Origin of the sequence: Curtobacterium sp. NPDC090223 (assembly GCF_044746585.1) — a bacterium.
In the GTDB taxonomy this organism is placed as follows: domain Bacteria; phylum Actinomycetota; class Actinomycetes; order Actinomycetales; family Microbacteriaceae; genus Curtobacterium.
On record NZ_JBIVCN010000001.1, the window covers coordinates 601,222 to 623,019 of the forward strand.

23 protein-coding genes are annotated in these 21,798 nt (G+C 70.0%); 9 read left to right on the top strand and 14 right to left on the bottom strand.

Annotated features, from left to right (window positions below):
- Nucleotides 1–5: 5 nt before the first annotated feature.
- Nucleotides 6–968 (bottom strand): alpha/beta fold hydrolase, encoded by a 963-nt coding sequence (locus ACIPJY_RS02860; protein WP_400459685.1) that lies wholly within the window; start codon nucleotides 966–968, stop codon nucleotides 6–8.
- A 95-nt stretch (nucleotides 969–1,063) separates the two neighbouring features.
- Between ACIPJY_RS02860 and treS the strand changes: the two genes are divergently transcribed.
- The gene (gene treS / locus ACIPJY_RS02865) at nucleotides 1,064–2,776 is read left to right on the top strand and encodes a maltose alpha-D-glucosyltransferase (protein ID WP_400459683.1); all 1,713 of its coding nucleotides are present in this window, start codon (nucleotides 1,064–1,066) and stop codon (nucleotides 2,774–2,776) included.
- 35 nt (nucleotides 2,777–2,811) lie between these two features.
- Nucleotides 2,812–3,558, top strand: coding sequence for a 3'-5' exonuclease (locus ACIPJY_RS02870; RefSeq protein ID WP_400459681.1), 747 nt, complete (start codon nucleotides 2,812–2,814; stop codon nucleotides 3,556–3,558).
- 217 nt (nucleotides 3,559–3,775) lie between these two features.
- Here ACIPJY_RS02870 and ACIPJY_RS02875 read toward each other — a convergent pair whose 3' ends face one another.
- The 5 genes from ACIPJY_RS02875 to glgA form a co-directional block, all read right to left on the bottom strand.
- Entirely contained in the window at nucleotides 3,776–4,024 is a 249-nt protein-coding gene (locus tag ACIPJY_RS02875; RefSeq protein WP_071300737.1) for a type B 50S ribosomal protein L31, read from the bottom strand.
- 109 nt (nucleotides 4,025–4,133) lie between these two features.
- Nucleotides 4,134–4,916 carry an ABC transporter ATP-binding protein gene (locus ACIPJY_RS02880; protein WP_400459677.1) on the bottom strand — a complete coding sequence of 261 codons (783 nt, stop codon included), beginning with the start codon at nucleotides 4,914–4,916 and terminating at the stop codon, nucleotides 4,134–4,136.
- Nucleotides 4,917–4,966: 50 nt separating this feature from the next.
- Nucleotides 4,967–5,455, bottom strand: a complete 489-nt coding sequence (locus ACIPJY_RS02885) for an SRPBCC domain-containing protein (RefSeq protein ID WP_400459675.1) — start codon at nucleotides 5,453–5,455, stop codon at nucleotides 4,967–4,969.
- Entirely contained in the window at nucleotides 5,452–5,853 is a 402-nt protein-coding gene (locus tag ACIPJY_RS02890; protein ID WP_400459672.1) for an ArsR/SmtB family transcription factor, read from the bottom strand. The genes ACIPJY_RS02885 and ACIPJY_RS02890 overlap by 4 nt, the downstream gene beginning before the upstream one ends.
- Nucleotides 5,854–5,965: 112 nt before the next feature.
- Nucleotides 5,966–7,162 carry a glycogen synthase gene (glgA, locus tag ACIPJY_RS02895; RefSeq protein WP_400459669.1) on the bottom strand — a complete coding sequence of 399 codons (1,197 nt, stop codon included), beginning with the start codon at nucleotides 7,160–7,162 and terminating at the stop codon, nucleotides 5,966–5,968.
- A 47-nt stretch (nucleotides 7,163–7,209) separates the two neighbouring features.
- Here glgA and glgC point away from each other — a divergent pair, with 47 nt between their 5' ends.
- Complete coding sequence (glgC, locus tag ACIPJY_RS02900) at nucleotides 7,210–8,451, top strand: glucose-1-phosphate adenylyltransferase (protein WP_400459666.1); 1,242 nt, start codon at nucleotides 7,210–7,212, stop codon at nucleotides 8,449–8,451.
- 80 nt (nucleotides 8,452–8,531) lie between these two features.
- Nucleotides 8,532–9,170 carry a phosphoserine phosphatase SerB gene (gene serB, locus ACIPJY_RS02905; protein ID WP_400459663.1) on the top strand — a complete coding sequence of 213 codons (639 nt, stop codon included), beginning with the start codon at nucleotides 8,532–8,534 and terminating at the stop codon, nucleotides 9,168–9,170.
- A 43-nt stretch (nucleotides 9,171–9,213) separates the two neighbouring features.
- Here the strand turns inward: serB and fabG are convergent, their stop codons facing one another.
- The gene (fabG, locus tag ACIPJY_RS02910; RefSeq protein WP_123703540.1) at nucleotides 9,214–9,927 is read right to left on the bottom strand and encodes a 3-oxoacyl-ACP reductase FabG; all 714 of its coding nucleotides are present in this window, start codon (nucleotides 9,925–9,927) and stop codon (nucleotides 9,214–9,216) included.
- A gap of 174 nt (nucleotides 9,928–10,101) precedes the next feature.
- Between fabG and ACIPJY_RS02915 the strand changes: the two genes are divergently transcribed.
- The 3 genes from ACIPJY_RS02915 to ACIPJY_RS02925 are packed head-to-tail and all read left to right on the top strand — an operon-like array spanning nucleotide 10,102 to nucleotide 11,815.
- A complete protein-coding gene (locus ACIPJY_RS02915) occupies nucleotides 10,102–10,530 on the top strand; it encodes a DUF3099 domain-containing protein (RefSeq protein ID WP_400459660.1) in 429 nt (142 codons plus the stop codon).
- Entirely contained in the window at nucleotides 10,530–10,838 is a 309-nt protein-coding gene (locus ACIPJY_RS02920; RefSeq protein ID WP_400459657.1) for a hypothetical protein, read from the top strand. The genes ACIPJY_RS02915 and ACIPJY_RS02920 overlap by 1 nt, the downstream gene beginning before the upstream one ends.
- Nucleotides 10,835–11,815, top strand: coding sequence for an SURF1 family protein (locus tag ACIPJY_RS02925; protein WP_400459654.1), 981 nt, complete (start codon nucleotides 10,835–10,837; stop codon nucleotides 11,813–11,815). The genes ACIPJY_RS02920 and ACIPJY_RS02925 overlap by 4 nt, the downstream gene beginning before the upstream one ends.
- Nucleotides 11,816–12,024: 209 nt before the next feature.
- On the opposite strand, the gene ACIPJY_RS02930 is transcribed toward ACIPJY_RS02925, so the two are convergent.
- Nucleotides 12,025–13,623: an ABC-F family ATP-binding cassette domain-containing protein gene (locus ACIPJY_RS02930; RefSeq protein ID WP_400459651.1), complete on the bottom strand. Its 1,599-nt coding sequence runs from the start codon at nucleotides 13,621–13,623 to the stop codon at nucleotides 12,025–12,027.
- A 115-nt stretch (nucleotides 13,624–13,738) separates the two neighbouring features.
- On the opposite strand from ACIPJY_RS02930, the gene ACIPJY_RS02935 reads away from it, so the two are divergent.
- Nucleotides 13,739–14,338 (top strand): biotin transporter BioY, encoded by a 600-nt coding sequence (locus ACIPJY_RS02935; protein ID WP_400459648.1) that lies wholly within the window; start codon nucleotides 13,739–13,741, stop codon nucleotides 14,336–14,338.
- A 200-nt stretch (nucleotides 14,339–14,538) separates the two neighbouring features.
- Here ACIPJY_RS02935 and ACIPJY_RS02940 read toward each other — a convergent pair whose 3' ends face one another.
- The 5 genes from ACIPJY_RS02940 to sufB all read right to left on the bottom strand — a co-directional run bounded on the left by ACIPJY_RS02940 (nucleotide 14,539) and on the right by sufB (nucleotide 18,745).
- Nucleotides 14,539–14,868, bottom strand: a complete 330-nt coding sequence (locus ACIPJY_RS02940; protein ID WP_400459645.1) for a metal-sulfur cluster assembly factor — start codon at nucleotides 14,866–14,868, stop codon at nucleotides 14,539–14,541.
- Entirely contained in the window at nucleotides 14,868–15,641 is a 774-nt protein-coding gene (gene sufC / locus ACIPJY_RS02945; protein ID WP_123653504.1) for a Fe-S cluster assembly ATPase SufC, read from the bottom strand. The genes ACIPJY_RS02940 and sufC overlap by 1 nt, the downstream gene beginning before the upstream one ends.
- A 61-nt stretch (nucleotides 15,642–15,702) precedes the next feature.
- On the bottom strand, nucleotides 15,703–16,029 hold the full coding sequence (locus tag ACIPJY_RS02950; RefSeq protein WP_400459642.1) for a non-heme iron oxygenase ferredoxin subunit: 327 nt from the start codon (nucleotides 16,027–16,029) through the stop codon (nucleotides 15,703–15,705).
- Nucleotides 16,029–17,288, bottom strand: coding sequence for a Fe-S cluster assembly protein SufD (sufD, locus tag ACIPJY_RS02955; RefSeq protein WP_400460879.1), 1,260 nt, complete (start codon nucleotides 17,286–17,288; stop codon nucleotides 16,029–16,031). Before sufD ends, ACIPJY_RS02950 begins: the two co-directional genes overlap by 1 nt.
- A gap of 38 nt (nucleotides 17,289–17,326) precedes the next feature.
- A complete protein-coding gene (gene sufB / locus ACIPJY_RS02960) occupies nucleotides 17,327–18,745 on the bottom strand; it encodes a Fe-S cluster assembly protein SufB (RefSeq protein WP_400459640.1) in 1,419 nt (472 codons plus the stop codon).
- A gap of 279 nt (nucleotides 18,746–19,024) precedes the next feature.
- On the opposite strand from sufB, the gene ACIPJY_RS02965 reads away from it, so the two are divergent.
- Nucleotides 19,025–19,996 (top strand): heme A synthase, encoded by a 972-nt coding sequence (locus tag ACIPJY_RS02965; RefSeq protein WP_400459637.1) that lies wholly within the window; start codon nucleotides 19,025–19,027, stop codon nucleotides 19,994–19,996.
- Between the two features lie 577 nt (nucleotides 19,997–20,573).
- Here the strand turns inward: ACIPJY_RS02965 and ACIPJY_RS02970 are convergent.
- Nucleotides 20,574–21,497, bottom strand: coding sequence for a heme o synthase (locus tag ACIPJY_RS02970; protein WP_123653509.1), 924 nt, complete (start codon nucleotides 21,495–21,497; stop codon nucleotides 20,574–20,576).
- Nucleotides 21,498–21,798 lie beyond the last annotated feature (301 nt).

A 21,798-nucleotide genomic window follows, 5' to 3' on the forward strand; every position in this document is an offset into this window, starting at 1 on the left:
GCGGCTCACGACGTGCGCTCCCCGCCTCGGCCCGGCCTGGAGGCTCGACCCGCCCTGGCACCGCGCGCGGGCTTCGGTACGGGGTCCGCCATCCTGCGCAGGGTCGCCTCCGCAGCGGCGGCCGGGGTCTCGTAGTGCACGAGGTGGCCGACGTCCGGGATCACGACGAGCTCGGCGTTGCGGAGGCGGTCGGCGAGTGCCCGCTGCTCGGGGACGGCGGTGATGTCGTCCCGCTCGGCCGCGATCATCAGCACCGGCACGTCGATCCGGTCGGCGTACTCGGACACGTCGTGCGTGACCGAGGTCCGGAAGGCCTCGAGCACGCTCGCGCGGTTCGCGAAGGCCGAGAAGAACCGGTCGTGCTGGTCGTGCACCCACCGGCGCATCTCCGGGTCCCGCGACTTCAGCATCGCGATGCTCATCACCCGGACGATCAGGCGGTTCCGGAGCAGCCCGAGCCCCACGGGGCGGGGCAGTGCAGCACCCGCACGGTAGTAGGCGATCGCGACACCGGTGCCGACGGCGCGCGGACCCTGCAGCGCCGGGGCGGCGATCGGGTTCACCAGCACGAGCAGCCGTGTGTCCAGGCCGTCGGCGACCGCGGCCGAGACCACGATCGACCCGAACGAGTGACCGAGGACGACGGCCGTGCGGTCGAGGCCGAGCGCCGCGTGGAACCCGCGCACCCACGCCACGTACGAGTCGATGTCGGAGACCGCGAGCGGGTCCGAGATCCCGAAGCCCGGCAGGTCGGGGACGACGACGCGGACGCCGACCAGGTGCGCGGCGATGGACTCGAGGCCGTGGTGGTCGCCCCGGAACCCGTGCACGGCGAGGACCGTCCGGTCGGCGTCGGCGGGGCCGTACTCCCAGTAGTGCGTGGTGCGGCCGTCGACCTCCACGGATCGGTGGACGACGGGTGTCGACGCCATCAACGACGAGTACGGGGAGAGGACCGGCGGTTGCATCCGCGCCAGTCTATGGAACGCACTCGGGAGCAGCCGCCTATCGTGTCCGGAACGGGCCTGCCGCCACTGGCCCGTCGATGACGACGAGGAGCACGGTGACCTTCACAGCCCCGATCCAGCTGCCCGGACTGACGCTCGACCCCCTCTGGTACAAGCGATCCGTCTTCTACGAGTGCATGATCCGGTCGTTCGTCGACTCGAACGGGGACGGCACCGGCGACCTGCAGGGGCTCATCAGTCGCCTCGACTACCTGCAGTGGCTCGGCGTCGACGCGCTGTGGCTGCCGCCGTTCTTCAAGTCCCCGCTGCGCGACGGCGGCTACGACATCGCCGACTACAAGGCGATCCTGCCGGAGTTCGGCACGCTCGAGGAGTTCCGCGAGCTCGTCACCAAGTCGCACGAGCGGAACATGCGCATCGTCATCGACATGGTGATCAACCACACCAGCGACCAGCACGAGTGGTTCCAGCAGTCCCGCGAGGACCCGGACGGCCCCTACGGCGACTTCTACGTCTGGCGCGACACCGACGAGCACTACGAGAACATCCGCATCATCTTCGTCGACACGGAGGAGTCGAACTGGACGTTCGACCCGGTCCGCCGGCAGTTCTTCTTCCACCGGTTCTTCTCGCACCAGCCCGACCTCAACTTCGAGAACCCCGCCGTGGTCGAGGCCGTGTACGACGTCGTGCGGCACTGGCTCGACCTCGGGGTGGACGGCCTGCGGCTCGACGCCATCCCGTACCTCTTCGAGTCCGAGGAGGGCAACGGCGAGGGTGAGCCGGAGACCCACGAGTTCATCAAGAAGCTCCGTGCGATGGTCGACGAGGAGTACCCCGGGCGCGTCCTCATCGCGGAGGCGAACCAGTGGCCCCGTGAGACGGCGGCGTTCTTCGGCACCGACGAGGAGCCCGAGTGCCACATGGCGTTCGACTTCCCGGTGATGCCCCGCATCTTCTACTCGCTCCGCGCCCAGCACGCCAAGGAGCTGTCCGCGATCCTCTCCGAGACGCTCGACGTCCCGGAGAGCGCCGCGTGGGGCGTGTTCCTCCGCAACCACGACGAGCTGACGCTCGAGATGGTGAGCGAGGAGTACCGGCAGGCGATGTACGGCTGGTACGGCTACGACCCGCGGATGCGGTCGAACATCGGCATCCGGCGCCGCCTCGCTCCCCTGCTGGACAACTCGCGCGCCGAACTCGAGCTCATCCACGCGCTGCTGTTCTCGCTGCCCGGATCGCCGTTCCTGTACTACGGCGACGAGATCGGCATGGGCGACAACATCTGGCTCCCGGACCGCGACGCCTCGCGCACGCCGATGCAGTGGACGCCCGACCGGAACGCGGGCTTCTCCACCGCGGACCCGGGCAAGCTCTTCCTGCCCGTCGTCCAGTCACTCGTCTACAACTACGCGCAGGTGAACGTCGAGGCGCAGCTCGCCCAGTCCCGCTCCCTGCTGCACTGGGTCCGCAACGTCATCCACGTGCGGAAGGCCCACCCGGTCTTCGGCATGGGCTCGATCGCCGTGCAGGAGACCGACAACGAGAGCGTGCTCGCGTTCGTCCGCTCGTGGGAGGGCACCGGCACCCAGTTCGGGCCCTCCGCAGAGGACGTCCTCTGCGTGTTCTCGTTCGCGGTCAACGCCACCACGGCGACGATCTCCGCGCCGGAGTTCGCGGGCCGACCGCTGTACGACCTGTTCGGCGGCAGCTCGTTCCCGTCCTTCGACCAGGACGGCAACGTCACGCTGACCCTCGGCACGCAGTCGTTCTACTGGCTGCACGTCGGCGCCGCACCGAACGCGTAGCGGGGTGTGTCGGTGCGTCCGGTTAGCCTGACACCGTGACGTTCACCACATCGCAGCTCGACACGCCGACCCCGGCGCAGGACCTCTCGGCACGGCCCTGGTGGCACGCCCTCGGCGTGTTCGACCTCGAGACCACCGGCATCGACGTCGAGACCGCCCGGATCGTCACGGCGCACGTCGGCCTGATCGACATGACCGGGCGCTCCATCGTCGAGGGCTCCTGGCTCGCCGACCCGGGCGTGCCCATCCCCGAGCAGGCCTCGGCCGTGCACGGCATCAGCACCGAGCGCGCCCAGGCCGAGGGGCGCCCCGCCGGAGAGGTCGTGGCGGAGATCGTCGCCGCGATCGAGGCGGTGTTCGCCCGCGGCATCCCGCTCGTGATCTACAACGCCCCGTACGACCTCACGCTGCTCGACCGTGAGGCCAAGCGGCACGGCATCGCCTCCCCCGTGATCGGCAACGTCGTCGACCCGCTCGTGATCGACAAGGCGCTCGACACCTACCGCAAGGGCAAGCGCACGCTCGAGGCCGCTGCAGAGGTCTACGGCGTCACGCTCTCCGACGCGCACGACGCCGGCGCCGACGCCATCGCGGCCGGTCGTGTCGCGCAGGCGATCGCCGTGAAGTACCCGGACGACCTCACCGTCTCCGCCGAGGAACTCCACCGCAAGCAGGTCGGCTGGTGCGCGGACCAGGCGTCCTCGTTCCAGGAGTACATGCGCAAGAAGCGCGACCCGTCCTTCACCGCCGACGGCCGCTGGCCCCACCGCACCGCCGACTGAGCGCCCCGGGCGCCCGCACTCTCGCGGTGTCGAACGGCACCGCACAACGAAACCCGGCTCGAACCACGCACGTCCGTGGTTCGAGCCGGTTTCCGTTGTGCGACGCCGATCCGCACCGCGGCACGCGGGACGGGCCGCGGCGGCACGCGCGCGCCCCGCGCACGCGGAACGGGCGGCCCTCCCGGAGGAGGACCGCCCGTTCGTGCGCGAGGGCTGCTTACTTGGAGAAGCCCTTGAAGCGCTGGTTGAACTTCTCGACGCGACCGGCCGAGTCGAGGATGCGCTGCTTGCCCGTGTAGAACGGGTGCGACGCGGACGAGATCTCGACGTCGATCACCGGGTAGGTGGCACCGTCGAGCTCGATGGTCTTGTCGCTGTTCGCGGTCGAACGCGTCAGGAACGTCTCACCGGAAGCCAGGTCACGGAAGACGATGGCGCGGTACTCGGGGTGGATGTCGGTCTTCATGGAGATTCCTCAGTAGCAGTGTGTGTTGAGATGCGCGGAACGCGCGGGAAGTCAGTGGCCTACGCCAGCCGTCTACGTTACCAGACAGCCGGAGGGAACGGGAGCAGGCTCAGGCCGCGCGCGCCGTGAAGCGCCCGGCGTCCTTCGTCACCGTGAGGTCGATCCCGAACGCCGTGGTGAGCGTGGCGTCGGTGAGGACCTCGTCGATGGGGCCAGCAGCCTGGACGTGCCCGTCCGCCAGGATCAGGGCGTGCGTGAAGCCCTCGGGGATCTCCTCGACGTGGTGCGTCACGATGACGATCGCGGGCGAGTCGGAGCTCTTCGCGTAGCCGCCGAGCGTCCGCACGAGGCTCTCCCGGGCGCCGAGGTCGAGCGACGCCGCCGGCTCGTCGAGGAACAGGATCTCCGGGTCGGTCATCACGGCCCTGGCGATCTGCACACGCTTCTGCTCGCCGTCGCTGAGCTCGCCGAAGGTCCGGTCGGTGAAGGCGCCGAGGCCCCACTCGTCGAGCACGCGCTGGGCACGGCGCACGTCGAGCTCCTCGTACTCCTCGTTCCAGCGGCCCGTGACCGAGTACGCGGCGGTGAGGACGACGTCGATGACCTTCTCCGTCACCGGGATGCGGCGCGCGAGGGCCGTCGACGCGAACCCGATGCGGGGGCGGAGTTCGAACAGGTCCGCGCCGCCGAGCTCGGTCCCGAGCACCTCGACCTCACCCGAGGTCGGGAAGGACTGCGCACCCGCGACCTGCAGCAGCGTGGTCTTGCCGGCACCGTTCGCACCGAGCACGACCCACCGCTCGTCGTCCTGCACCTCCCACGAGATCCCGTCGAGGATGGTGGCCCCGTTCCGGACCACGGACACGTCTGACAAGCGCACAACCGAGGGCATGCCCCAACCCTACGCGAGCGGACGTGCCGAAACGGGGCACACGCCGAGGGTCACTCCGCGAGCAGTGCCTCGATCTGCCCGAGCGCCAGCAGCATGCCCTCGCGCATCCCCATCTCCAGGAGTTGCTCGAGCTGTTCCGCCGACGCGAAGTGCGCCGTGTTCGTCATCCGGGTGCGCCCACCGAGGTCCTCGAGGGTCACCACCATCGTGGTGATCGGCATCGAGGTGTCCGGCTCCCCCGACGCGTCGGCGAACCCGTCCTCGATCGTCAGGGACCGCGGCGGGTCGACCGCGGTGATGACCCAGTACCCGGGGGCCTTCGAGCCGTCGGGCCCCGTCATGAAGTAGTCGCTCCTGGCTCCGGGTTCGAGCGAGTGCCGGACGAACGTCGCCGGCCAGGTCGGTGGGCCCCACCAGCGCTCGAGCTGTCGCGGGTCCGCCCAGATCTGCCAGACCCGGTCCACGGGCGCGTCGAACTCGGCGGTGAAGGTCATGGTGAGTGCGTCGACGTCGTGCGACGCATCGATGGTGGTGCTCATGTGCCGGTCCCCTCGGGGTCGGTGTCGCTCCCTCGGGGAGCCGTGGAGGGCCGATCGGCGGGATCGTCGTCGCTGAGGAGCGCCGTGATCCGCTCGGCCCGGTGCCGCCACAGGTCCTCGTAGGACCGCAGCAGACGATCGGCACGCTGGACGCCGCCGATCTCGCTCGTGACGATCTGTTCGCGCCCACGCCGTTCCTTGCGGACCAGCTCGGCCCGCTCGAGCACCGCGACGTGCTTCTGCACGGCCGCGAAGCTCATCGCGTACCCAGCGGCGAGCGAGGACACCGACTGCTCACGCACGATGACCCGCCGGACGATGTCCCGGCGGGTCGCGTCCGCGAGGGCCGCGAACACGCGGTCCACCGCCTCGGCGTCCATCTCATCACGTACAACCATCGGGTTGTACGTTACGCCCGTCCCGCCCGGCGCGCAACGGACGGGAGGCCGGGGTGACGTTCCTGACGGACGTCACCCCGGCCTCCCGTCCGGTTGGTACGCAGGTGCGCGCTCAGCGCGCGGCGAGGACCTCGTCGTAGACGGCGCGCGTGCGCGTCGCGATCGCGGCCCAGGTGAACTCGGTCTCCACACGGAGCCGCCCCGCGCGACCCATCAGCTTGGCGAGCCCGATGTCGGACAGCACCTCGGTGAGGGTCGCCGCCAGGTCGGCGACGTACTGGTCCGGGTCCGTCGGCGTGCCGGTGCCGTCGGTCGCCTGGTCGATCGGGACGATGCGCCCGGTCAGGCCGTCGGCGACGACCTCCGGGATGCCGCCGGTCCCGGTGCCGACGACGGGGATCCCGCAGGCCATCGCCTCGAGGTTCACGATGCCGAGCGGTTCGTAGATGGACGGGCAGACGAAGACCGTGCCGGAGGAGAGCACGTGCACGATCTCCTGGTGCGCGAGCATCCGGTCGATCCAGACGACGCCGTCGCGCTCCTTCCGGAGGTCCTCGACGAGGCCGGTGACCTCGGCCATGATCTCCGGGGTGTCCGGCGCGCCCGCGCACAGGACGATCTGGACCTCGGGCGGGAGCGAAGCGACCGCGCGCAGCAGGTACGGCAGGCCCTTCTGGCGGGTGATGCGACCGACGAAGACGACGCTCGGGCGCTCCGGGTCGATGCCGAAGGCGCGAACGGCGTCCTCGTCGACGTCGGGCTTCCACTCGTCGACGTCGATGCCGTTGTAGACGACGTGCACCTTCGCCGGGTCGATGGACGGGTACGAACGGAGGATGTCGGCGCGCATCGCCTTCGACACCGCGATCACGGCGTCCGCCTGCTCGAAGGACTCCCGCTCGAGCCAGCTGGAGAGCCGGTACCCGCCGCCGAGCTGCTCGGCCTTCCACGGGCGGAGCGGCTCGAGGGAGTGCGCCGTGACGACGTGCGGGATCCCCTGCGTCAGCTGCGCGAGGCGACCGGCGCCGTTGGCGTACCAGGTGTGCGAGTGCACGAGATCGGCGCCCTCGGTGTCCGCCGCGATCTGGACGTCGGTACCGAGCGCCTGGAGCGCCCCGTTCGCGTTCTCGAGGCCCGCCGGCGTGCGGTAGGCCCACACGCCCTCTTCGTCGCGGAACCCGCCGAAGGCCCGGACACGCACCTCGGTGTCGGTCCCCGAGCGCAAGGCCGCGGTCAGTTCGGCCACGTGGACGCCAGCACCGCCGTAGACCTCCGGCGGATACTCCCTGGTCAGTAGATCGACTCGCACGCGTTCAACGTAACGGGTTCCCAGTCCGCACGCCTACTGTGAACCACATGCCATCGAAGAAGATATTCGGCATCGTCCTCGCGGGGGGCGAAGGAAAGCGCCTCATGCCGCTGACCGCCGATCGTGCCAAGCCTGCCGTCCCGTTCGGTGGCAACTTCCGCCTCATCGACTTCGCGTTGTCGAACCTGGTCAACTCCGGGCTCAACCGCATCGTCGTGCTGACCCAGTACAAGTCGCACAGCCTCGACCGCCACGTCGCGGAGACCTGGCGCATGGAGGGCCTGCTCGGGTCCTACGTCGCGTCCGTCCCCGCGCAGCAGCGCCTCGGCAAGCGCTGGTTCGCCGGCTCCGCCGACGCGATCCTGCAGTCGCTCAACCTGCTCCGCGACGAACGCCCCGACATCGTCGTGGTGGTCGGCGCCGACCACGTGTACCGGATGGACTTCTCCCAGATGGTGGAGGCGCACATCGCCTCCGGCCGCAGTGCCACCGTCGCCGCGATCCGGCAGCCGATCGGCCTCGCCGACCAGTTCGGCGTGATCCAGGTCGCCGCGGACGACCCGACCAAGATCGACGCCTTCCTGGAGAAGCCGAAGGACGCCATCGGCCTGGCCGACTCCCCCGGCGAGATCCTCGCGTCGATGGGCAACTACGTCTTCGACGCCGACGCCCTGGTCGACGCCGTGCTGCGCGACGGGCAGGTCGAGACGTCGAACCACGACATGGGCGGCGACATCGTCCCCGACTTCGTGAACCGCGGCGACGCCGGCGTCTACGACCTCCAGCGCAACGAGGTCCCCGGGTCGAACGACCGGGACAAGTACTACTGGCGCGACGTGGGGACGATCGACTCGTTCTACGACGCCCACATGGACCTCATCGCCCCGGTGCCGGTGTTCAACCTGTACAACACCGACTGGCCGATCTTCAACCAGCAGACGAACCTGCCGCCGGCGAAGTTCGTGCGGGACGCGAACGGCAACACCGGCTCGACCGTCGACTCGATCATCGCGCTCGGGTGCCTGCTGTCCGGGGCGACCGTCGAGCGCAGCGTGGTCGGGCCGTGGTGCGTGATCGACTCCGGGGCGAAGGTCCTCGACTCGATCGTGTTCGAGCGCGCGTCGATCGGTGCCGGGTCCGTCGTGAACCGGGCGATCCTCGACAAGGACGTGGTCATCGCCCCCGGCGCACAGGTCGGCGTCGACCGCGAGGCCGACGAGGCCCGTGGCTTCACGGTGACGGACTCCGGGATCACCGTGGTCGGCAAGGGCGTCCGCGTCGAAGCCTGACCTGCCCGTCTGGGCCTGACCTGCCCGTCCGGGGCTGACGCCCGGCGTCACAGGAGGCGCGGCACCGTTACCGTGGTGACGTGCCGCGCTTCCTCGTCGTCCTCGATGCCGATTCCACCCTGCTCGAGGACGAGGTCATCGAGCTCCTCGCCGACGCCGCCGGCACCCGGCCACAGGTCCAGGCGGTCACGGAGCGCGCCATGCGCGGCGAGATCGACTTCGCCGAGAGCCTCCGGGAGCGTGTCGCGACCCTTGCGGGCCTCCCGTCAGCCGTCTTCACGTCGGCACGGGAGTCGGTCCGTGTGACGCGGGGCGCTGCGGAACTCGTCCGCGGCGTGCACGCCGCCGGGGGCACCGTCGGCGTCGTGTCGGGCGGGTTCCACGAGGTGCTCGACCCGTTCGCGGCGTCGCTCGGCCTGGACCACTGCCAGGCCAACCGGCTCGAGGTCGTCGACGGTGTGCTGACCGGGCGGGTGCACGGCGACGTCGTGGACGCGCACGCGAAGGCGGCCGCGCTCCGGGCGTGGGCGTCGGCGGACGGCGTGCCGCTGACCCGGACCGTCGCGATCGGCGACGGGGCGAACGACCTCGAGATGATGCGGGCCGCTGCGCTGTCGGTCGCGTTCGACGCGAAGCCGCGCGTGCGTGCGGCCGCCGACGTCGTCGTCGTGGACCGCGACCTCTCGCCCGTGCTCGCCGCGCTCGGCCTGCGCGGCTGACGCCCCGGCGGCGGGTGTCGGACGTCGGGCCTCGGGCGTCGGGCTAGTGGCCCATGCCGAGGCCGCCGTCGACCGGGATGACCGCGCCGGAGACGTAGCCGGCACCGTCGCTCGCCAGGAACAGCGTGGCGTCCGCGACGTCGTCCACGGTGCCGTAGCGACCCGCGGGGATCTGCTTCTTGAACTCGGCCTGCAGTTCCTCGGGGAGCGCGGCCGTCATGTCGGTCTGGATGAACCCGGGCGCGACGACGTTCGCGGTGATGCCACGCGACCCGAGCTCGCGCGTGATCGACCGCGCCATGCCGACGAGCGCTGCCTTGGACGAGGCGTAGTTGACCTGGCCGACCTGGCCGTAGGCACCGACGACGCTCGACATCAGCACGATGCGGCCGAACTTCGCGCGCATCATGCCCTTCGTCGCACGCTTCACGACGCGGAAGGTCCCCGTGAGGTTGGTGTCGATCACGCTCGTGAAGTCCTCCTCGCTCATGCGCAGGAGGAGCCCGTCGTTCGTGATGCCGGCGTTCGCGACCAGGACCTCGATCGGACCGAGCTCGGCCTCGACCCGGGTGAACGCCGCGTCGACCGATGCCGAGTCCGTGATGTCGGCCTGCACCGTGAGCGCGCCCTCCGGACCGCCGTCGCCGCTCCGCGAGGTGACCGCGACGCGGTGTCCGGCCTCGATGAAGCGCGTCGCCAGGGCGTGGCCGATGCCGCGGTTGCCGCCGGTGATGAGGACGGTACGGGGGGTGGTCATGGTCGCTCCGTTCGGTGGGGTGCTCGCGGGCGCGCGGGCAGGGATCCCGCCCGACACGCCCGCACGAGCCTACCGGTGCCGACGCGGACCGGATGATGCGGCCAAGTGTCGGTGGGCGGGCTTAGGCTGAGTACCGGGAAGACGGAGATCGAACGCATGAAGACGACGCGACACATGACGCGACGCACGACGCAGGCCATCACGGCCCTTCCGGAGACACCGCAGCGTGACCGGAAGCACCGTCTGTCGCGGTACATCTGGCAGATGGCCGTGCGCGTGGTCCTCTTCGTCGGTGCCGTCCTCGTCTACACGGTCTGGCACAGCCCGTGGCTCGCACTCATCCCGATCGTCCTCGCGGGGATCATCCCGTGGATCGCGGTCGTCATCGCGAACGCCGGCAGCCACACCGAGTCCGACTACGTCGCGCCGGCCGGTGCGCTCGTGCGCGCCGCCGACATCGACCCGCGCCTCCGCGAACAGCAAGAGGACGCCAGGGCACAGGCCTACCGCGACGAGCAGGAGCGCCTCCGCCAGGGCGCCCAGCACGCGCAGGAAGAATGGCAGCGCAACGGCGACCGCTCGCGTGTCTGGGGGCACCGCTGATGGGCGCGACCTTCGACCTCGTCACCGAGCCCGGCTCGACGCCCGTGTGCTCCCGCGCCGGGTGCTCCACGTCGGCCAGCTGGCGCGTGAACTGGCGGAACCCGCGCATCCACGCCATCGACCGCGTGAAGATCTGGGCCGCCTGCGACGAGCACCGCGACTTCCTGGCCGGGTACCTCCGTTCCCGCACGTTCCCGGTGCGCGTCACCGGCATCGACGAGGACGTCGACCACCTGGACGACGCCAAGCAGCAGGACGACGCACCGAAGAACGACGTCGGTGAGCGGCGCGCGGCGAACGAGCGATGACCGAGTTCGACCCGCGCTCCCGCTACGGCCGCCGCCATGCGGAGCGTCTCCGGCGCGCCGCTGACGAAGCGCGTCGTGCCGTTCCCGTCGACGAGCTCCCGGAGCGCGCCCCCGACGACCCGTTCGTCGGCTGGGGGTTCGTCCGCAGCCGCCGGTGGCTCGGGTACTTCGCGATCGCCGTCGCGTTCGCGATCGTCTGCGCGCTGTTCGGCATGTGGCAGTGGGACCGCCGGAACGAAGCCGTGCGCGAGAACCTCCAGGTGTCGCAGAACTACGACCACACCCCGGTCGCGATCGACCAGGCACTCCCCCGGGCCTCGAGCTGGGACGACGACCAGACCTGGCTCCGCGTCACCGTCACGGGCCGGTACGACACCGACGACCAGCTCCTCGTCCGGAACCGCGTCCACAACGGCCAGCCCGGCTTCGAGGTCCTGACGCCCCTGGTGACCGCCGACGGCCGCGCCTTCGTGATCGACCGCGGCTGGGTCCCCACCGGCAACCGGCAGGACGCACCGGACAGCATCCCGGCGCCGCCCACCGGTGACGTGACGGTGATCGCCCGGCTGCAGCAGAGCGAACCGCGCATCCCGGGTCGCACCGACCCGGCACACACTGACCAGGTGCAGTCGGTGACGCTCAGCGACGTCGCGAAGAAGGTCGACACGCCGATCTGGACCGGCGCGTACGGCCAGCTCGCCTCCGAGACCCCGGCCCCGACCCAGGCGCGCCCGCTCGGCTGGGACCGCCCGAGCGCTGACACCGGACTGCACCTGAGCTACTTCATCCAGTGGTTCATGTTCGCGGCCGGGGGCTTCGGGTTCCTGACGTACCTGATGGTGCAGGAGTACCGGAACCTCAACCAGGACGACCCCGAGGAGCGCGAGCGCGCCCTCGAGCGGCAGCGCCGCAAGGACGCCCGCCCGAAGACGGATGCCGACATCGAGGACGAGCTCCTCGAGTCCACGCGCAACTGAGCCCGGCCGCTGACACCGCAGTGCGGCGCGCCGCGGTGTTGCGTCGCGCCGCTCCCCGATCGAGACACCCCCGAGGAGGCGAGACGCCGCCGGATTCCGCGGCGTCTCACGGGTCCGGCGGCGTCTCGTCCCCCTGGGGGCGCCAGAGCCCGGCAGCAGCCCTGCCGCAGGCGCCGCCGCAGCCCCGCCGGCACCCGCCCGGGGGCGCGCTAGGCGAGCTCGATCAGCTCGGCGTAGTCCTTGTTCCAGTGGTCCTCGGTGCCGTCCGGCAGCAGCAGCACGCGCTCGGGGTTGAGCGCCTCCACCGCACCGGCGTCGTGCGACACCAGCACCACGGCGCCCTCGTACCCGGCGAGTGCACCGAGGATCTCCTCGCGTGAGGCCGGGTCGAGGTTGTTCGTCGGCTCGTCGAGGAGCAGCACGTTCGCACCGGAGACCACGATCATCGCGAGCGACAGACGGGTCTTCTCGCCACCGGAGAGCACGCCGGCCTTCTTGTAGCCGTCGTCACCGGTGAACAGGAACGACCCGAGGACACGACGGGCCTCGGTCTCGTTGAGCTCCGTCGACGCGGACACCATGTTCTCGATCACGGTGCGGTTGACGTCGATGTTCTCGTGCTCCTGGGCGTAGTACCCGATGCGCAGACCGTGCCCGGGCAGGATCTCGCCGGTGTCCGGCTGGTCCGCGCCGGCGAGGATCCGCAGCAGCGTCGTCTTGCCCGCACCGTTGAACCCGAGGATGACGACGCGGGACCCGCGGTCGATGGCCAGGTCGACACCCGCGAAGATCTCGAGCGACCCGTAGGACTTCGACAGCCCCTCGGCCATGAGCGGCGTGCGCCCGCACGCGACGGGCGTCGGGAAGCGCAGCTTCGCGACGCGGTCCGCGACGCGCTCGTCCTCGAGGCCGGCGAGCAGCTTGTCCGCGCGCGCGACCATCTGGTGCGCCGCGGCGGCCTTCGACGCCTTCGCACCGAAGCGCGCGGCCTGGTCCTTGAGCGTGGCGGCCTTCTTCTCGGCGTTCGCACGCTCCTTGCGACGACGTTCCTCGTCGGCGGCGCGCTGCCGCTGGTAGAGCTTCCAGCCCATGTTGTAGACGTCGATGGACTGCCGGTTGGCGTCGAGGTAGAACACGCGGTTCACGACCTCGTCCACGAGCTCGACGTCGTGGGAGATCACGATGACGCCGCCGGGGTAGGTCTTCAGGTGCTCGCGCAGCCAGACGACGCTGTCCGCGTCGAGGTGGTTCGTCGGCTCGTCGAGGATCATCGTCTCGGCGTCCGAGAACAGGATCCGTGCGAGCTCGATGCGGCGGCGCTGACCACCGGAGAGCGTCTTGAGCTGCTGGTCGAGGATGCGGTCCGGCAGCTTGAGGTTCGACGCGATCGACGCCGCCTCGGCCTCGGCCGCGTAGCCGCCGAGCGCGTTGAACTGATCGTCGAGCCGGGAGTACCGGCGCATCGCCTTCTCGGCCACGGCCGGGTCGTCGCTCGCCATGTCGAGCGTCGCCTGACGGATGCCCTCCACCAGCTCGCCGAGCCCGCGTGCGTCGAGGATGCGCTTGCGCGCCGTGTCCTCCGGGTTGCCGGAGCGCGGGTCCTGCGGCAGGTAGCCGATCTCGCCGGTGCGCTCGATCTTGCCGTCGGTCGGCGGCTGCTCCCCCGCGAGGGCCTTGGTCATGGTGGTCTTCCCCGCGCCGTTCCGGCCGACGAGACCGATCTTGTCGCCCTTCTCCACACGGAAGGACACGTTCTCCATCAGGAGGCGAGCCCCGACGCGGATCTCGAGGTCGTGCACGGCAAGCACAGTGGAAGTCCAATCAGTTGGTGGTTTTGCACAACGACGTGTGCAGGAGGTACACCGCTACGCTGACGGGACCGATGGTCCCGAACGGGACCAGCAGTCCATTCTAGGAGAATCCATGACGAACGCCACCGGGTTCGCTCCCCGCGCAGTCCTCGCCGACCGTCTCCGGACGCAGGGGCTGGCCACGAACGCCGCCCTCGTCGCCGGCGGTGCCCTGTTCACCGCCGCCATGGCCCAGGTCGAGGTGCCGATGTGGCCCGTGCCGATCACCGGGCAGACGCTCGCGGTCGTCCTGGTCGGCGCGACGCTCGGTGCACGCCGCGGTGTGCTCTCGATGCTCGTCTACGCGATCGCGGGACTCGCCGGCGCACCGTTCTTCGCCGACATGACCGGCGGCATCCAGGCCCTCGCCGTCCCGAGCTTCGGGTACGTCATCGGCTTCATCCCCGCCGCCGGGGTCATCGGCTGGCTCGCACGACGCAACTGGGACCGCAAGGTCGGACGCGCCGCCGTGGCGTTCACGCTCGCGAGCGCGATCCCCTTCGTCACCGGCCTGCCGTACCTCACTGTCGTGCTCGGCACCCTCGGCGCCCCGAACGACCTGCAGTCGGTGCTCGCCGCCGGCCTGTACCCGTTCATCGCGGGCGGCCTCGTGAAGGCGCTCATCGCCGCGGGCGTCGTCCCGCTCGCGTGGAAGGCGCTCGGCCGCCGCTGACACGGCGCCGCACGCGCACGAGTGCGCACGCGAGCGCCGAGGTTCCGTAATTCCGGAACCTCGGCGCTCGTCTCCGTCCACCTGCGGGACCTCGCCGGAAGTGAGCGGCGGGTCGCGTCATCTCGCGGCGCGACCAGACGACGGACAGGAGGCCCGGTGCCAGCTGGCACCGGGCCTCCTGTCCGTGCAGGTGGTCGCGACTAGATCGAGAAGCCGAGCGCGCGCATCATCTCGCGACCGTCGTCCGTGATCCGGTCCGGACCCCACGGCGGCATCCACACCCAGTTGATGCGGAACGCGTCGACGATGCCGTCGAGCGCGTTCGCGGTGTCGCCCTCGATCACGTCGGTCAGCGGGCAGCCCGCGCTGGTCAGCGTCATGCTGATGATGAGCGCCGAGGCCTCGTCGTCCCAGGCCAGGTCGTAGATGAGGCCCAGGTCGACGATGTTGACGCCGAGTTCCGGGTCCTGGACCTCTTTCAGGCCCTCGACGACCTCGTCGAACTTCTCCGGTGCGAGTGCGGTGATCATCAGTTCCCCGCGGCGGCGGCTGCGGCCTGCACGTAGCGGTCGTAGCCCTCGTTCTCGAGACGGTCGGCGAGCTCCGGGCCGCCCTGCTCGGCGACCTTGCCCGCGACGAACACGTGCACGAAGTCCGGCTTGATGTAGCGGAGGATGCGCGTGTAGTGCGTGATGAGCAGCACGCCGAGGCCGGTTGCGGCCTTGGCCCGGTTGACACCCTCGGAGACGATCTTCAGCGCGTCGACGTCGAGACCGGAGTCGGTCTCGTCGAGGACGGCGAACTTCGGCTTGAGGAGCTCGAGCTGCATGATCTCGTGGCGCTTCTTCTCGCCGCCGGAGAAGCCCTCGTTGACGTTGCGCTCGGCGAAGGACGAGTCCATCTTGAGGTCGGCCATCGAGGTGCGGAGGTCCTTGACCCAGCCGCGGAGCGCCGGGGCCTCGCCGTCGATCGCGGTCTTCGCGGTGCGGAGGAAGTTCGACACCGTCACACCGGGGATCTCGACCGGGTACTGCATCGCGAGGAACATGCCGGCGCGGGCACGCTCGTCGACGCTCATGTCGAGGACGTTCTGCCCGTCGAGGGTGATCGAGCCACCGACGACGTGGTAGCGCGGGTGCCCGGCGATCGTGTAGGCGAGGGTGGACTTGCCCGACCCGTTCGGACCCATGATCGCGTGGATCTCGCCCTCGTTGATGGTGAGGTCGACGCCCTTGAGGATCTCCTTGACACCCTGGTCGGTGTCGATCGAGACCTTGAGGTCGCGGATTTCGAGAGTGGACATTGCGTTCCTTCGGTTGCAGCTGTGGTGCGGCGTCAGCCGCGGGACGTGAGTGGAGGGGGTCTCAGTCGACGGGGACGGGGTCGTGCACGTCGACGTAGACCTCGCCGTCGCGGACCTCGACCCGGAACACCGGGACGGGCTCGTAGGCGGGGAAGTTCTGCGGCTTGCCCGTGGTGAGCGAGAAGCGGGAGCCGTGCGCCCAGCACTCGAGCGAGTCACCCTCGACGAAGCCCTCGGACAGGGAGATGTCCCCGTGCGTGCAGGTGTCACCGATCGCGTGCACGGTGCCGGACGAGTCCTTGACGATGGCGACCGCGGTGCCGTCGACGACGACGCGCATCGGGCTGTCCACCGCGATGTCGTCCTCGGCGCAGACCTTCTCGGCCATCAGACCGCCGTCTCGGTCTGCGCGGCCGTCGACGGTGCGACTGCCGGTTCGGCGAGCACGGTGCGGCCCTCGAGGAGTTCCTGCTCGACCGCGGCGATGAGCCGTTCCTCGAGCTCGGGCGCGCCGATCTTCTGGATGACCTCGACCAGGAAGCCGAGCACGACGAGACGACGTGCTTCTTCTTCCGGGATGCCGCGGGCCTGCAGGTAGAACAGCTGCTCGTCGTCGAAGCGCCCGGTGGCACTGGCGTGGCCGGCGCCCTCGATGTTGCCCGTCTCGATCTCGAGGTTCGGGATGCTGTCCGCGCGGGTGCCGTCGGTGAGGACCAGGTTGCGGTTCTGCTCGTACGAGTCGGTGCCGTCACCGGCGCGGCCGATGAGGACGTCGCCGATCCACACGGTGTGGGCACCCTGACCCTGCAGCGCGCCCTTGTAGTTGACCCGGCCGCGCGTGTTCGGCGCGTCGTGGTTCACGTAGACCTGCTGCTCGATGTACTGCCCGGCGTCGGCGAAGTACACGCCGTACATCTCGGTGTCGGCGCCCTGCTTCGCGAGGTGGGTCGACGGGTTGACGCGGACGACGTCCCCGCCGAGCGAGACCACGACGTGCTTCAGGAAGGCGTCGCGGTTGACCTCGGCGAAGTGGGTCGAGACGTGCACGGTGTCGTCGGCCCAGTCCTGCAGCGAGACGACCGTGAGGCGCGCGTTGTCGCCGACGACGATCTCGACGTTCTCGCTGAGGAGTGCCGAGCCGCGGTTGTCGATGACGACGATGCCCTGCGCGTTCGGCTCCGCGGTGATCACGGTGTGCGCTGCACGGGGCTGCGTGCCGAAGTCCGAGCGGGTGATCGTGATGGACTCGTACGCGTCGGTGGCCTTCACCGTGATGGCGAGGACGGCGTCACGGGCGGTCCAGGCCGCGGCGGCCGCGCGGTCCTCCGGCAGGCCGGCGGTGCCGACGCGGGGGTCGTCGCTGCGGCCCCACTCGACGTCGGCGCCATCGGTCTCGGTCGCGAGGAACGGGTACGCGGAGCCGTCGAGGCCGCCGGCCAGGAGCGGTGCGAGCTTGTCCAGCGGCGCGAACTTCCAGTTGACCTCGCGGCCGGTGACCGCGGCGTACGCCTCGATGTCGCCGGACTGCGGGCGCGCCGATCGGGTCTGCACGGGGACCTTGGTGTCCCAGCCGCCGTCCGAGTGCGCCCTGGCGCCGTGCTGTTCGGTGCCGGCACCACGTTCGGTGCTGGCGGCCGCGGGTTCGATCGGCTGGTCGATGCGGGGAGTGTTGGTGGAGCTGGACACTAGCCGACCGATCCTTCCATGCTCATCTCGATGAGCTTGTTGAGTTCGAGCGCGTACTCCATCGGGAGCTCGCGGGCGATGGGCTCGATGAAGCCACGGACGATCATCGCCATCGCCTCGTCCTCGGGCATGCCGCGGGACATCAGGTAGAAGAGCTGTTCCTCGCTGACGCGCGAGACCGTTGCCTCGTGGCCGAGCTGGACGTCGTCGACGCGGATGTCGATCGCCGGGTACGTGTCGGAACGGCTGATGGTGTCGACGAGCAGCGCGTCGCAGCGGACCGTGTTGGCCGCGTGGTGCGCGTTCGGGTCGACCCGGACCTCACCGCGGTAGCCGGCGCGGCCACCGCCACGAGCGATCGACTTCGACACGATCGAGGACGTCGTGTACGGCGCCATGTGGATCATCTTCGCGCCGGCGTCCTGGTGCTGGCCGGGGCCGGCGAACGCGACGGAGAGCGTCTCGCCCTTGGCGTGCTCACCGGCGAGGTAGATCGACGGGTACTTCATCGTCACCTTGGAGCCGATGTTGCCGTCGATCCACTCCATCGTGGCGCCCTCGTGCGCGATGGCACGCTTGGTGACGAGGTTGTAGACGTTGTTCGACCAGTTCTGGATCGTCGTGTAGCGAACGCGGGCGTTCTTCTTCACGATGATCTCGACGACGGCCGAGTGCAGCGAGTCCGACTTGTAGATCGGGGCGGTGCAGCCCTCGATGTAGTGGACGTACGAGTCCTCGTCCGCGATGATCAGCGTCCGCTCGAACTGGCCCATGTTCTCGGTGTTGATCCGGAAGTAGGCCTGCAGCGGGATCTCGACGTGCACGCCCTTCGGGACGTAGACGAACGAGCCGCCGGACCAGACGGCGGTGTTCAGCGCGGCGAACTTGTTGTCGCCGGCCGGGATCACCGTGCCGAAGTACTCCTGGAAGATCTCCGGGTGCTCGCGCAGCGCCGTGTCGGTGTCCATGAAGATGACACCCTGCTGCTCCAGGTCCTCACGGATCTGGTGGTAGACCACCTCGGACTCGTACTGCGCGGCGACACCGGCGACGAGACGCTGACGCTCGGCCTCCGGGATGCCGAGCTTCTCGTAGGTGGCGCGGATGTCCTCGGGGAGGTCTTCCCACGACTGCGCCTGCTTCTCGGTGGAGCGGACGAAGTACTTGATGTTGTCGAAGTCGATGCCCGTCAGGTCGGCACCCCACGTCGGCATCGGCTTCCGGTCGAAGAGCTGCAGACCCTTGAGCCGGTTCTTCAGCATCCACTCGGGTTCGTTCTTGAGGTTCGAGATGTCGGTGACGACCTCGTCCGAGATCCCACGACGGGCGGAGGCGCCGGCCGAGTCGGAGTCGGACCAGCCGAACTCGTATTGGCCGAGCCCCTCGAGCTCGGGACGGTCGATGAGCACGTCGGACATGGTCTCCTCGTTTCCTTCTCGCGGCAGCTTCTCGAGTGGCAACCAGCGGCTGCTGGGCACCATTCCATCGCAGACCGCCGACACGATGGGTCTTGTGCACGGCGGACACGGTGTTGCTGCGTCGCAACGTCGATGGTTCCACGCAGCCCTGAGTGTGCGCATCCGGGGTGATCGGCGATCTCGGCTCGTTCCGAGCCGGCGCCTGCCTAGACTTGACTGCTGCTGAACCCTCGAATCCTACAGGTTCACTGCACGGAACAACAGGAAGGCACCACCCTCGTGACTCGCGTCGGATCCCCCGTCGACCAGGACACCCGCACCCGGTGGTGGTCCCTCCCGCGTGTCGTGGACTCCCGCGTCGTCGTGCTCGCGTGGGCCTCGTTCGTGGTCGAGGTCGTGCTCATCGGCACCGGCGGCCTCGTGCGGCTGACCGCGTCCGGCCTCGGATGCCCGACCTGGCCGCGCTGCACCGCGGATTCGCTCGTGTCGACGCCCGAGATGGGCGTCCACGGGATCATCGAGTTCGGCAACCGGCTGCTCACCTTCGTGCTCGTCGTCGTGGCGATCGCGATGTTCCTGCTGGTCGTCCGGATGCGTCGCACCCGCCCTGAGCTGTTCTGGCTCGCGTTCGCCCAGGGCGCAGCGATCCCGGTGCAGGCGGTGATCGGCGGCCTGAGCGTGCTGACGAACCTGAACCCCTACGTCGTCGGGCTGCACTTCGTCGTGTCGACGGCGCTCGTGGCGATCACCGCCACGCTCGTGTACCGCACCATGAACGGTCCGCGCACCGCACCGCGCCTCGTGCCGAACTGGTACGTCGGTGTCGTCCGGGGCACCATCGCCGCCACGGTCGTGACCGTGCTCGTCGGCATCCTCACCACGGGCAGCGGGCCGCACGCGGGTGCCGACGCCGCGGTGGACGGCGGACGGCTGCACCGCACGGGTCTCGACCCCGCGGTGCTGCAGCACGTGCACGCGGTCCCGGCCTACGTGCTCTTCGCGCTGACCCTCGTGCTCGTCGTCGGCGCGGTCCGGCTGCGTCTCTCGAGCCGCTGGGCCCTCGTGCTGCTGATCGTCGAGTTCGTCCAGATCGCCGTCGGCCTGACCCAGGCGCGCACGGCGCTGCCGGTCGGACTGGTCGGGACGCACATGGTGCTCGCCGGGCTGCTCGTCGGCGCCGTCACCGCGCTGACGCTCGCGACCCGGGCCTCTGCCGGGCGCGAGGCCCCGCGCGAGCCGCTCCCCCGGTAGCGCTCGGCCCCGCTGGCCGGACGCCACCGGCCGGGCGGGCGTGCCGCTGCGTGCTGCCCGCTGCGCTGCGTGCTGCGCTTGCGTTCACGCGGCGAGTTCGACACCGCACGCGTCGATCGACTGCTGCCGTGTCGAAGGAGCCGTACGCTCCCCGCCGCCGGGCAGCGCGGAGCCGGGCGGTCCCGAGTTCGACACCGCCCGCGTCGATCGACCGATGCCGTGTCGGACCATGCAGACGGAGACGGTGCGTCCGCATCGTTCGACACCGCGCCGGACGATCGACCGGCGCCGTGTCGGCACAGTCCCGTGCCCGGCGCATCGCGTAGCGCACACCGCGCACCGCGCACCGCGACCGCGACCCCGGGCTCCGCGAAGCCGCCCCGACCGAGTTCGACACCGCACGCGACGATCGACTCATGGCGTGTCGAACCATGCAGAGGGAGGACGGTGCGTCCGCATCGTTCGACACGGCACGCGTCGATCGGCCCATGGCGTGTCGAAAACGTGGCGCCGAGCGGCCCCGCGCCGCGCCGCGCCGCGCGCGCCCGCGCCGCCCCCGCCGCGCCCGCGCGCGCCCCTAGAAGGTGAAGACCTGCGGCAGCAGCGGGTCGATGCCCACCGCGATGAACAGCAGCGTCAGGTACGTGATCGAGCTGTGGAACACGCGCATCGGGTGGACGTGCTCCACGTGCTGGATCGCCCGGTTGTAGAGCTTGTGCGACTCGACGACGAACCAGATCCCACCGGCCAACGCCACGACCGTGTAGAGCGGCCCCATGTGTGCGACCGGGATCAGCAGCAGCGAGCAGACCAGCGTCGCCCACGCGTACAGGATCACCTGGAGCCCGACGACGGTCCGGCCCCGCACGACGGCGAGCATCGGCACGTCGGCGGCGTCGTAGTCGTCGCGGTACTTCATCGACAGCGGCCAGTAGTGCGGCGGCGTCCAGAGGAAGATCACCATGAACAGGATGACCGGGGCCCAGGTCAGCGACCCGGTCACGGCGGCCCAGCCGATGAGCACGGGCATGCAGCCGGCCGAACCGCCCCAGACGATGTTCTGCGGGGTGCGGCGCTTGAGCCACAGCGTGTACAGGAAGACGTAGATCAGGATCGCGGCGACGCTGAGCGCGGCGGCGAGCCAGTTCACCAGGAAGCCGAGCACAGCGGTGGACCCGATGCCGAGCACCCACGAGAAGACGAGGGCTTCCCGGTCGGAGAGCTCGCCGGTCACCAGCGGCCGGGTGCTCGTCCGCTTCATGAGGCGGTCGATGTCGCGGTCGATGTAGCAGTTGAACGCCGAAGCGGAACCGGCCGACATCGCGCCACCGAGGAGCGTCCAGAGCACCAGCCAGAGGTCCGGCACCCCGCGCTCGGCGAGGAACATCGTCGGCGCGGTGGTCACGAGCAGCAGCTCCATGACCCGCGGCTTCGTCAGCGAGACGTACGCTCGGACCTTGCGGGACAGCGTCGAGCGACGCTCGGTGTCTGGCCTGGTCACGGTGGCAGTCGGCAAGGGGACCCTCAGTCTGTTCGCTTCAGCTCGCACACTCGGTGGACGACGCCGTCGGCGTCCGGGCATGCGCTGACCCGGAATGTTCACGGGTCCCGGACAGTTTACGCGATGGAAGCGCCGCGATGATGCCCCGCTCCACCCGACACGCCCGACACGCCCCAGCGGCACGAGCGCCCCCGCCGAGATCGCAGCGTCACCTGGACGCCTTCTGAGTGGCGGGTCACTATGCTGGAGAGGCCTCCCGCAGTGTGCCCCGAAGACGCCGGCCTCGACGAAGCCGGTCGGC